We start from the raw sequence: 11744 nt of genomic DNA, 5'->3' as shown, positions 1-11744 counted from the left end.
CGAAATGATCGCAAAAACCCGCGCGGGCGGGCGGCGATTAGCGATAAAAAAGTTCAAAAGTAGCAACCGCATCAACCTTGCCCGCTTTCACCTCTCCCGTTTTGACGTAGCGCGCTTTCAGCGGAATTTCCACGGGCACGTTATCCTGCGTGCTGGTTATCGCCGTATAGCTATGGTCGAATTGCAGCACCGTATTATTGCCGTCCAGAATCTGGATCCCGACTCCCGCGGCGGCATGATCCCCGGCGGCAATGCCTAACGTATTCCCGTTTGTAACGCCCGTCGATCCTGTGCTCGTAAACTGATAATCCACCTTTGTGCCTGCCGCACACTCGCTTATCTCAATTTTAAAGCTGTTGTCGGTCAGCACGTCGGTGTACTGGCCGGTGAAATCCTGCGTATTAACGGTCTTCAGCGGGACGTAAATATTCCGGTCGACCAGGTTACAGGTATTGGTCGTAATGCGCACGCTGGTGGGCGAGAAGCGCATTTCGCCGATAACCGCGCCGCCCAGCGTATCCTGCGCGGTTAATCGTCCGGTATCGAGGTTCCCCTCTTCAACATTCCCGATCACCAGCAGCTGCGCGGCGGCGCGGAAGGCCAGTACCTGATGCGAATAGCCATGCATGGTTCCCAGAAAGTCCCATGGGCGCACGAGATCGCCTGACGTATAGCTGGGGTGCTTTTCCGTGGATGAGGCAGCGCGGATCCCGATTCCCGGCACGTTGGTTCTGTACACGCCGGGCATGACGTCTTCGCGCGCGTCGGCGCTGGTGATGGACAAATAGCCGCGGCGGATCTGGGCGTCGGCGCCACCGCAATCCACGGTAATTTCATTACTTTCAACGCTACCGTCATAAATCACGGTGCCCACCGGCGCGTCGGGCGCGACGGCGATGACCGCAGGCAGCTGGAACGTGACGACCCCGCCGTTGCCCTCGCCGCCGCTAAAGCTACAGCTGGCACTCGCCGGGTGAATAAAGATAACCGCGCCCAGCGCCAGCGCGCAGGCGATAAGCGAGGAAAATGAAAAGCGTAGACGCATTGTTTGACCCATTTTATTGGCAGTTTACCGTTGTTTTAAAAATGCCTGTCGCGCCGTCGGCGGGCACGTCGAGCGTGCCGCGGCACTGCGCGTCCCCCTCTTCTCCCCACTGCACGTTAAACGCTGTGCTGCCGCGCAGCCCGGTTAAATATACTTCCCCTTCGTCTCCCACGATGGCGGTCGCGTTTTGCAGGGCGAGCACGGCCCCGAACGGCACGGCCTTGCCCCGATGAAGCAACGTGACCAGCGCCCGCCGCCCGACGCGCGCGTCGAACGTTGCGGCCAGCGCCGCCCCTTTCGTCGGGACAAGATCCTGCGTCGCTGCCTCAATATCGATATCGTCCCGATCCTGGGTATTTACCGTGATGACGTTATGCCGGTAGGCCGTCAGCGACGGGACAACGGCGTTGCCAAAGCGATCGGTTGAAATCCCCCGACCGTTCTGAACCTTAACGTTGTCGCCGCCCTCGATATGCACAACGGCGAACGCGTCGCGGACTGGCTGCCCTAAGGTCACGCCATGTCCATGCGCCACGACGGAGCCCTGCGCGCTGTAGTTCCACTGCCGGTTATCGCCGCTATAGCTGTACCCCAGCCCCAGATCGCCGGAGGCTCCCCGATAACGGCCGGACAGGCTGCCGCCGTAGCCGGTGTCATGATTTGCGTACGTCTGCTGAAGGCTGTAGCTGAGCTTATTATCCTCAAGCGCGGTGCCGCCGAGCCCCACCTGATGCGAAACAAAACCTCCGCTGGCGGTGTTGACGCTGTAGCTCGCCCAGGCGTTGGGTAGCCAGTGGGAGAAGGGAATATTCAGCGTCAGGGCCATCTGCCGGTCAGCATCCGCATCGGGCGTCCGGGTAAGGCTGTAGCTTAATGACCAGGAGATGTCTCGCCAGCTGGAGCTCAGCCCGGCGCTGACGCTGCGCTCGCGGCCATCCATGTCCCAGTAATCCTGCTGATAGGTGTTCAGGTAAGCCGACCCCCAGTCCGAAAGGCGCTGAGAAAGATTAAGCTGCATACGGCTTCGCCGGTTGTTGGTCAGGCGATAGGTATAAATCCCGTCGTCAATCTCACCGTCGCGCTGGTCGATCGCCTCCTGAAAGGTGTAAAAACCGGCCGTGGAGTAGCGGTAGCTGGCAAGCGTGACGGTGGTATTCGTATCCGGAATATCTTTCGCATATTGCGCGCGCCAGGATAATCCGCTCGCGTCATCACGGCCGTCATCAAAAGCGGTGCGGGCACCCGTGACATCCACCGATGCCGAACCGAAGCGCCCCAAATCCGCCCCCGCCCCGACCAGCGCCGCGTGATACAGCGACGCACCCAGCACGCCGGTATAGGCCGTTATGCCATACGGAAAGCCATAGATCGCCGTTCCCTGGGCAAACGCAGGCGCATCCTCGCCCTCGCTGCCGCGATAGCGCCCCATCGCCAGAGAATATTTCAGGTTTCCTTCGCGCTGGAGCACCGGCACCGACGCGCTGGCCTGGATAAAGCTGTGCTCGCTGCCATCCGCCTCTTCAACGGTCACTTCCAGATCGGTGCCCGATGCCACCTGGCTCAAATCACGGATCGCGAACGGCCCCGGCGAGACGTTGCTCTGGTAAATCGTGTAGCCGTTTTGCTTCACGGTGACCTTCGCGTCGCTGTTCGCAATGCCGCGTATGGCCGGAGCAAAACCCTGCTGGCCGGTGGGAAGCATGGATGTGTCGGTCTCGAGTTTCATCCCGGTCATTTGAATGCTGTCGAAAAGTTCACCGTTGGTATAGGTCTGGCCAATCTCCATCTGGCTTTGCAGCGGCTTAACGTCGCGCTGTAGCGTGGTGGCGATAGCGTCCCAGCCGGCAGTATCGCTCCAGGTACTGTTGTTGCGCAGGCGCCATGCGCCCACGTTAATACCGGAGTCCAGGCCCAGCCAGGTTGACGAGGTTTTGCCCCCGCTATAGCGCTGCTGCGAACCGCTAAGCTGGTAGCTGGTCCAGGCCGCCGGAGTACCGTCATCCCACAGCTTAGGGCTGATGGCCCCCGCCGTTGCCCGATCGCGGTACATCTGGGGGATAACCAGCGTCAGCGTCTGATTATCCTGATTAAATTCGTAGCGGGCATTTTTTATAAAACGGGAGATATCGTCGATGTGCGCCGCGTCGTCCAGCCCGGCCATATCGGCAATGGCATCCACCTTTACCCCCAGCGCGCGCAGCTCGGCTTTGGTCAGCTCAGGCAGCAGGCGCTGTTTGTCCGCCGAGAGAACATACGTTACGGGGCGCTTATCCAGAACATCCCCGTCCCAGAGGATCGTGGTCTGATAACTGCCGGGCAGCAGGCCGTTATCATTGATGAAATTTTTCAGCGTCGCGGTATTTTCAAGCGGCGTATCCAGCTCCAGAATCCGCAGATTGAAGTCGTCATCAGCCGCGGCAGGCTGGATCGCGGCCAGCAATGCCAGCGCGATCCCCTTCAGAACCTGTTTGAGCCGTGACGATGATGACATACGATACCAGCATGATCGGTTTACAGTGCCTGACTGCGTTGAGGGGTTTGCGCGCCGAAATCGTTGATTGCCGTCCACGTCACGGCACCTTTTGCCGAACCGGGCAGGGCGAAACGCTGCTCGCTGAATGGCGCAACCATCATGGAAATCGCTCCCGGCGTGGCTTTGTTATCCACCACCGGCACGCTTTTGCCGCCAACGGCCAGCTCGCCAAATGAGACGTAAAAAGGCGTTGAATTTTTTGCAATCAGAGTGTCACCCTGACGGCGAAACGTGATTTTTTCGAAGGCGTGCAGCGCGTCCGTTTCTTTCAGCTGCGCAGGGCGCCAGAACAGCTTCAGACGCGTCTTCATCGCAAACTGAAGGGTATTCTTATCTTTTAATTCCGGCGATAAGGCCGAAACGGATTTAACGTTAGCCAGAAATAGCGACTCCCGATCCGCAGGCAGGCTTTTTTTATCGCCGGTAAAAATAATATGTAAAAGCGTCTGGCGATTTTCCTGTAATTTATACACGGGAGGCGTGATAACAAAGGGGGCTTTCGCATTATCGGGATAGCTCATCCAGCTCTGTACCAGATAACGCGTATGAGGATCTTTATTTTTGAGGGCAATTTGCACTTCAGACTTATTCGATGGATAAACGATTCGCGTTCCACCGAGAACCACGCTGGCCTGCGCTGTACAGCAGGAAATAACCAGGCAGCCGCATAACACTTTAATTAAATGTTTCATCCTGCGTTCCAGAAGGCAGCCTTTTCAGGCTGCCTGATTTTTTTAGCGATAAACAACCTCGAACGTGGCAGAGGAGGCATAATGACCCGCCGTTGGCGCGTCTTCTCCAACCTGAATAACCTTCGCGGTGTAGTTAAAGACGGAAGCAGCCTGTCCCGTCGCATCGTTCGCAACGTCAGTGCCCGCGTCAGGGGTAGATCCGTCAAAAATCACGTCCCCTTTCGTGCCATTCTCATTGCTGACGATAATACCGACGTTGGTGGCATTACCTTCACCGGTCAGATCGTTCTGAAGACGTTTGTAAGCGGCGTCCGTGGTGGAGCCGCTGAACTTCAGGTTCAGTTTTGCGACCAGCGGGTCACATTTCTTCACCTCAATTTTGAACGCTTTTGACGTTCCCACCGAGCCGTCGCCGCTATAATCCGAAGGATAGGTATCGGCAAACGTTATGGTCGATGCATTCGTACCGGTGCCATCAACGTTAATTTCGCAGGTATCCGCAACAATTTTCCCGGCAAAGTTCACCGTGCCGGAATCATTCGATGCCAAAACCGGAAGCGACAGCGCCGCCAAAATGCTTCCGCCCAGTAAAGAAGTAATAATATATTTACGCATAACAATATCCTTATATTTGCTGATGAAGGTATCCATTCCCGGCAAAGCGAATTTGCATCAGAATGTCAGGTAAAGCGAGACATCATTCATTTTTCACCCCATCCAAATAAGAATGTCCTGACGAATGATGAATTTCATGGCGGGATTACATCAGATTATTCTTTATCATGTCCAGCGTGCAAAAGGGTAAAATCGGTCACGATTATTACAACCTCCTGATTTATAAAACCAGGCTAAAAGATTAATAATTCTACAATCAGTATTTAATAATTATAATAAAGCAACGGAGAGAAATAAAAAAAGCCGCTTTACGAGAAAGCGGCTTTTAAATTCAGGGAATTAATTAATTTCCGCCGAACATGTCCTTGATCCAGCCGGCGACGCCGTCGCTGTCTTTCTTCTCGTCCTGCTGCTGCGGCTGTTGCTGCTGCGGCTGCTGAGGCTGAGAAGACTGATCAAACGGATTGCCCGTTGGCTGCTCAGGCTGGCTTTGCTGGCACAGCGCATCCGGATTGGTCGTCCAGACCGGCAGCGAACGCACGCCGCCGCCGCAGATGAAGTTACCTGAGCTGTCCACGCCCATATCGACGATATCTTCCGGCGCAACGAGGTTCAGCGGCACCGGAGACTGATTTGCCAGATAGCGCTGGTAAATCGACATTGCACCGCTTGCACCATACAGTTTGGTCGGCTGGTTGTTGTCGCGACCCACCCAGGTGATCACCACTTCACGACCGTCAATACCGGCAAACCAGGTATCAACGTTGTTGTTGGTGGTCCCGGTTTTACCTGCCAGATGCAGACCCGGATACTTCGCCCCCAGCTGACGCCCGGTACCGCGCTGTACAACCTGCTGCATCGTCCATAACGTCATATAGGCTGCCTGCGCCGGAACCGCGCGCTCAGCCTGCGGGAAGCTTTGATACAGCACGGAGCCATCTTCCGCTATCACCGAACGCAGGGCGGAAAGCGGAGCACGATTACCGCCGCTGGCGATGGTCTGGAACGCCTGGGCCACTTCGATTGGCGTCAGGTTAAGCGCCCCCAGGATCATGGCCGGAACAGGGTGCAGCTGATCTTTCGGCACGCCCAGCTTCTGCCAGGTATCGGTGATGGCCGGCAGGCCCAGCGCCATGCCGAGGTTAACCGTCGGCACGTTCATTGAGCGGGTTAACGCATCCACCAGCATCACCTGACCGCTGAACTGCTTATCGTCGTTCTGTGGAGACCATACCTGACCGTTAGGCTGGCGCAGGGAGATAGGCGCATCGGCAATCCAGGTGTTCAGGCGATAGAGGTTCGGCTGGCTCAGCGCGGTCAGATAGGTCGCCGGTTTTGCCAGAGAACCAATCGAACGACGCGCCTGCATCGCACGGTTATAGCCCGCATACTGCGGCTCGGCGCCGCCCACCATGGCGCGAACTTCGCCGGTGTTGCGGTCAACCACCACCATCGCGGTTTCCAGATCGCTCAGCTTACGCTGCTTCTTCAGAACCGGAATACCTTCCACCGCCGCTTTTTCTGCCGCATCCTGCGCCACGGAGTCAAAGGTGGTAAAGATCTTCACTCCGGAGAGATCTTTTACTTTATCTCCGAGCTTAGATTGCAGCTCCTGACGCACCATCTGCATAAAGGCAGGCTGCGGGGAGATCACGCCACCGCGCGGCTGAACGCCCAGCGGACGCGCGCTCAGCATGTCGTACAGCTCTTGGTCAATCACCTGCTGCTGTTGCAGCAGACGCAGCACCAGATTACGACGCTCCAGCGCCAGTTTCGGGTTGCGCCACGGGTTATAGATTGACGCCCCTTTGACCATGCCCACCAGCAGCGCCTGCTGATCAAGGCTCAGCTCTTCCACCGGACGGCCAAAGTAGTACAGGCTCGCCAGCGGGAAGCCGCGGATTTCGTTATCGCCGCTCTGGCCGAGGTACACCTCGTTCATGTACAGCTCAAGGATACGATCCTTGCTGTAGCGCGCATCCATCAGCACGGCCATGTACGCTTCGTTGGCTTTACGCCAGTAAGAGCGTTCGCTGGAGAGGAACAGGTTTTTCACCAGCTGCTGGGTAAGCGTACTCGCCCCCTGCACCGTACGCCCGGCGGTCAGGTTCGCCAGCACCGCACGGCCAATGGAGTAGAGGCTGATACCGTCGTGCTCGTAGAAGTGACGGTCTTCGGTTGCCAGCAGGGTATCCACCAGCAGATCCGGGAAGCCGTTACGCGCCACGAACAGGCGCTGTTCGCCGTTTGCGGACGACAGCATGGTGATCAGGCGCGGATCGAGACGGAAGAAACCGAACTGGCGGTCGTTATCCATGTTCTCAATGGTTTCCAGGCGATCGCCGTCAAAGGTCAGACGCGCGCGCACCTGGCCCTCTTTGCTGTCCGGGAAGTCGAACGGACGGCGGATCATCTCAATGCTTTTCGCCTGGACGGTAAATTCGCCCGGACGGGTCATTTTCGTGACCTGACGATACTGCGTAGCTTGCAGCAGTTTCACCATCTCGTTTTTGCTGATAGACATGTCCGGCTCAAGGTTCACCATGCGACCATACACTGCCGCCGGCAATTGCCAGACTTTCCCGTCGATACGGCTGCGGATCTTCTGATCCAGATACACGCCGTAAATCGCGATCAGAACAACAAAAACAATGAACAGCTTCAGCAGCAGCCAGAACCAGCCGCGCTTCCCACGAGGCTTACGCCCTTTGCCTTTCCCTTTACGCGGCATCGGTTCTTCATCCTCATAATCGTCTTCATAGTCATCGTCATACTCCTCATCTCTGAGGCGACGACGGCTTACCTTTTCTTTCGCCGGACGCGCTGGCTTTCCCTTACGTCCTATTGGCTCGCGGTCATTCCCCGCCATGCTTTTTCTCCGCAACATTCAGGCGCAAAGGCCAGATTTTCTTATCTTGCACAGGTCAGTGAAAGAAGAAATCTCTCAAAGTTTGTTTGTCACTCTCCCCGTGGGAGAGAGCCGGGGGTGAGGGCATCAGGCCGCACTCCCCTTTTCGACTCATCACGAATATTTCTTCGTGCGCCGCGTCGGCGCGGTATTCGCCGGATCGTCCGGCCAGACGTGTTTGGGGTACCGCCCTTTCATCTCTTTCTGCACGTCACGATAGCTCCCCGCCCAGAACGCGCCCAGATCGCGGGTGATCTGCAAGGGACGATGCGCGGGCGAAAGCAGCTCAAGCACTAACGGCACGCGCCCTTCAGCGATCGACGGCGTGGTGGCCTCACCAAACATCTCCTGCATCCGAACCGCCAGCGCCGGAGGATTATCCTCATGATAACGAATAGCAATCCGGCTCCCGGTTGGCACAGTGTAATGCCCAGGCAGTTCACTATCCAGACGTTGACGTAACGACCAGTCCAGTAAATTCTGTAACGCTGCCTTAACATCAAGCGCCTTAAGGGCGCGCAGCGAGTGCACGCCGCTCATCTGCGGCAGCAGCCACTGTTCAAGCGTCGCGAGCAGGGTATCGTCATCCACCGCCGGCCAGGCGTATTCCGGCAGCCACTTCGCGGCGCAGTGCAGGCGAATGCGATACTGTTCAGCTTCCGGCGTCCAGTTCAGAACGCTCAGCCCTTTTTCCCGGATGCCGTTCAGCATCGCCTGGTGTAACTCTTCTTCCGACGGCTTCGCCAGCGGTGTCGTCCCGAGCGTCAGTTTACCAATCTGACTACGACGGAACGCCTTCAGCGTTCCCTGAGCGTCATCCCATTCCACGATGTCAGATTGCTGAAGCAGCTGCGGGCAGGCACGCGTCAGGGCGTCAATATCCACCGCAAGCGCCTGCAAGATGCGCGCATCCGGGGAATGGCTGCCCTGTAGCAGCAGAGGGGCAATGAGCCATTCATGACGCGTCAGGGCATCATCGCTATCGAGCATCGCGCCCATCCCGTTTGCCAGCTGATAGCGGCCGTCAAGCCCGCGGCGGCGCGCAATCCTGTCCGGAAAGGCCTGTGCCAGCAGAGAAGTCATTTTATCGCTGTCAGGCGATCCTCCCCGGCTCTTCAGACGATGACATAGCTGCTGTGCCCGCTGCTGCCAGTTTCCCTGATTGCGTGAAAAGGCCTGCCCCAGATCGCTGCTGCCGGCGCGCGGCGGCTCCTCAAGAATAGCCGCCAGTTTTGCCGCCGTGGCAATTTCATCTTCGCCCTGCGCGGCCACCAGCATCGCTGCCAGTCGCGGATCGTTGCCCAGTTCCGCCATTTTCTGGCCGCGCGCCGTCAGACGTTCACCTTCCAGCGCGCCAAGCTGGGTCAGCAGGCTGCGCGCGGCGGTGAGGTTCACGACAGGCGGAGGATTAAGCCAGGTGAGCTGGTCAGGGTCCGGGCAGCCCCACTGCATCAGATCCATCACCAGCCCGGAGAGATCGCTTTGTAAAATTTCAGGCGTGCTTTGTAGTGCCGCACGCTCCGCCTGCTCGGCGCTCGTTAAATGCAGACAAATACCCGGCTCAAGACGCCCGGCTCGCCCTGCGCGCTGCACCATCGAGGCCTGGCTAATGCGCTGCGTCAGCAGCCTGGTCAGCCCGGTGCGCGGATCAAAGCTGGCGACCCTCTCCTGCGTACTGTCCACCACAAGGCGAATGCCTTCGATGGTCAAACTGGTTTCGGCAATATTGGTCGCCAGCACCACTTTGCGCTGCCCCGCCGGGGCGGGAAGGATTGCTTTGCGCTGGTCGCTTAACGACAGGGCGCCATACAGCGGACAAAGCGCAACATCGCTGCTCACCCGTGACGCCAGCTGTTCCTGTACGCGCTGGATTTCACCTACGCCGGGTAAAAACAACAGCAGCGAGCCGGGCTCCTGGCGGAGCAGTTCGGCGGTGGCGATGGCAACGGCTTCGTCAACGCGCTGATGCGCAGGCAGCGGCTGATAGCGGCGCTCAACCGGAAAGGCTCGTCCTTCGGAGGCAATCATCGGCGCGTCGGGGAGCGTCTGCCGGAGCCGCTCGTTATCCAGCGTCGCCGACATAATCAGCAGGCGAAGGTCGTCGCGCAGCCCCTGCTGTACGTCAAGCAGCAGCGCAAGGGCCAGATCGGCCTGTAGGCTGCGCTCGTGAAATTCATCAAGGATCACCAGCCCGACGCCGGTCAGCTCCGGATCGTTTTGCAGCATGCGGGTGAGAATGCCTTCGGTGACCACCTCCAGCCGCGTGGACGCGCCAACGCAGGTTTCGGCGCGCATCCTGTACCCTACCGTCTCGCCCGGTTTTTCATTCAGCAGTTCCGCGAGGCGCTGCGCCACGTTGCGCGCGGCCAGCCTGCGCGGCTCCAGCAGAATAATTTTCCCGCTGATGTTCCCCTCACGCAGGATTTGCAGGGGCAGCCAGGTGGATTTACCCGCTCCCGTGGGCGCGCTGAGCAAAACCTGTGGCGCATGTTCTAAGGCGGCAAGAAGCTCAGGAAGGACGACGGCAACGGGCAAAGAAGACACTTACGGCTCCAGAGGGTTAACATTAATCGGCGTACATTGTAGCATCGGCGCATATCATTACCGAGTCTTGCGCATGTCTGAGTCAAAACGGCTGTTCTTCGCCATTGAATTACCCGCCTCGCTTCAACGGCAAATTGTTCGCTGGCGCGCCAGCCACTTCCCGGCAGAAGCGGGCCGCCCTGTCGCCGCCGCCAATATGCACCTGACGTTAGCGTTTCTCGGCGATGTAAGCGCTGAAAAGCAGCGCGCCTTAAGCGCACTGGCCGGACGCATTTCCCAGCCGGGGTTTACGCTGCATCTTGACGATGCCGGGCAATGGCTGCGCTCTCGGGTGGTCTGGCTGGGGACGCGTCAGCCCCCTCGCGGGCTGCTCCAGCTCGCCAGCATGCTGCGAGCGCAGGCCGCGCGCAGCGGCTGTTACCAGAGCCCGCAGCCGTTTCATCCCCACATTACCCTGCTGCGCGATGCGGGTCATGCCGTTGCCATCCCGCCACCGGGCTTTCACTGGTCCTTTGAGGTGAAGGAATTTGCGCTTTATGAATCTGCCTTTGTACAAGGACGCACCCGCTATACTCCGCTCCAGCGCTGGACGCTGGGCGACACGCTAAGGAATCCTGATGAAGTTTAGCCCTGCACTCCAGCCCGCCACGCTGATCCAGCGTTACAAACGCTTTCTCGCTGACGTAATCACGCCTGAGGGCGAAACGCTCACGCTGCACTGCCCTAACACCGGCGCCATGACCGGTTGCGCCACGCCGGGCGATACGGTCTGGTATTCCACTTCAGAAAATACTAAACGCAAATATCCCCATACCTGGGAAATGACCGAAACGCAAAACGGGGCATTTATTTGCGTTAATACCCTGCGCGCCAATCAGCTGGTTAAGGAATCCCTGACCCATGGAACCCTTCCTGAACTTGTGGGTTACGGCACGCAAAAAAGCGAAGTGAAATATGGCGATGAAGGCAGCAGAATTGATTTTATGCTCCAGGCGGAAGACCGGCCTGAGTGCTATATTGAAGTGAAATCAGTGACGTTAGCAGAACAGGAAAACGGCTTCTTTCCGGATGCGGTAACGCTACGTGGCCAGAAGCATCTGCGAGAGCTAATGAGTGTGGCGGCGGCGGGCAAGCGCGCCGTGTTGCTGTTTGCGGTTCTGCATTCAGCCATTGAACGGTTTTCCCCGGCCCGTCATATTGATCCTAAATACGCGCAATTGTTGAATGAGGCACAAAAGCAGGGGGTAGAGATTTTGGCTTATAAAGCGGAACTTTCTGCCGATAATATGACTCTGAGATCCTCTCTTCCCATTGTCTTATAAGGGATTAGACGATTGACTAATAAGTGTTCTGGCCGCGTGCGCAAATACGCTTTTCCTCACAGGGTTGTCAAGTGTTACGTTTAGA

General features: G+C 57.7%; 8 protein-coding genes. 2 read left to right on the top strand and 6 right to left on the bottom strand.

Translation table 11 applies throughout. From position 1 onward, the window contains the following. Positions 1–37 precede the first annotated feature (37 nt). From DBR02_RS14760 to hrpB, 6 genes are all read right to left on the bottom strand, one after another. Entirely contained in the window at positions 38–1045 is a 1008-nt protein-coding gene (locus DBR02_RS14760; protein ID WP_107535654.1) for a fimbrial protein, read from the bottom strand. 13 nt (positions 1046–1058) lie between these two features. After that, on the bottom strand, positions 1059–3536 hold the full coding sequence (locus DBR02_RS14755; RefSeq protein WP_107534725.1) for a fimbria/pilus outer membrane usher protein: 2478 nt from the start codon (positions 3534–3536) through the stop codon (positions 1059–1061). Positions 3537–3556: 20 nt separating this feature from the next. Further along, entirely contained in the window at positions 3557–4270 is a 714-nt protein-coding gene (locus DBR02_RS14750) for a fimbrial biogenesis chaperone (protein ID WP_107534724.1), read from the bottom strand. A gap of 42 nt (positions 4271–4312) precedes the next feature. After that, positions 4313–4885 (bottom strand): fimbrial protein, encoded by a 573-nt coding sequence (locus tag DBR02_RS14745; protein ID WP_200447418.1) that lies wholly within the window; start codon positions 4883–4885, stop codon positions 4313–4315. Positions 4886–5228: 343 nt separating this feature from the next. Then, on the bottom strand, positions 5229–7754 hold the full coding sequence (gene mrcB / locus DBR02_RS14740) for a bifunctional glycosyl transferase/transpeptidase (RefSeq protein WP_063450612.1): 2526 nt from the start codon (positions 7752–7754) through the stop codon (positions 5229–5231). A 153-nt stretch (positions 7755–7907) separates the two neighbouring features. Further along, positions 7908–10337: an ATP-dependent helicase HrpB gene (hrpB, locus tag DBR02_RS14735; protein ID WP_107534722.1), complete on the bottom strand. Its 2430-nt coding sequence runs from the start codon at positions 10335–10337 to the stop codon at positions 7908–7910. A 73-nt stretch (positions 10338–10410) separates the two neighbouring features. Here hrpB and thpR point away from each other — a divergent pair, with 73 nt between their 5' ends. Next, positions 10411–10965, top strand: coding sequence for an RNA 2',3'-cyclic phosphodiesterase (gene thpR, locus DBR02_RS14730; RefSeq protein ID WP_107534721.1), 555 nt, complete (start codon positions 10411–10413; stop codon positions 10963–10965). Further along, positions 10955–11659, top strand: a complete 705-nt coding sequence (sfsA, locus tag DBR02_RS14725; RefSeq protein WP_102750376.1) for a DNA/RNA nuclease SfsA — start codon at positions 10955–10957, stop codon at positions 11657–11659. The genes thpR and sfsA overlap by 11 nt, the downstream gene beginning before the upstream one ends. The last annotated feature ends 85 nt before the right edge of the window (positions 11660–11744 follow it).

It is taken from the genome of Enterobacter cloacae complex sp. (assembly GCF_900322725.1).
Classification (GTDB): Bacteria; Pseudomonadota; Gammaproteobacteria; order Enterobacterales; family Enterobacteriaceae; genus Enterobacter; species Enterobacter quasihormaechei.
The sequence above is the reverse complement of the archived record's forward strand: the minus strand, read 5'-3'. Positions and strand labels throughout refer to the sequence as shown.

Coding starts and splice junctions, on each gene's coding strand:
- DBR02_RS14760 (WP_107535654.1), bottom strand. CDS start 1,045: ATGCGTCTACGCTTTTCATTTTCCTCGCTTATCGCCTGCGCGCTGGCG.
- DBR02_RS14755 (WP_107534725.1), bottom strand. CDS start 3,536: ATGTCATCATCGTCACGGCTCAAACAGGTTCTGAAGGGGATCGCGCTG.
- DBR02_RS14750 (WP_107534724.1), bottom strand. CDS start 4,270: ATGAAACATTTAATTAAAGTGTTATGCGGCTGCCTGGTTATTTCCTGC.
- DBR02_RS14745 (WP_200447418.1), bottom strand. CDS start 4,885: ATGCGTAAATATATTATTACTTCTTTACTGGGCGGAAGCATTTTGGCG.
- mrcB (WP_063450612.1), bottom strand. CDS start 7,754: ATGGCGGGGAATGACCGCGAGCCAATAGGACGTAAGGGAAAGCCAGCG.
- thpR (WP_107534721.1), top strand. CDS start 10,411: ATGTCTGAGTCAAAACGGCTGTTCTTCGCCATTGAATTACCCGCCTCG.
- sfsA (WP_102750376.1), top strand. CDS start 10,955: ATGAAGTTTAGCCCTGCACTCCAGCCCGCCACGCTGATCCAGCGTTAC.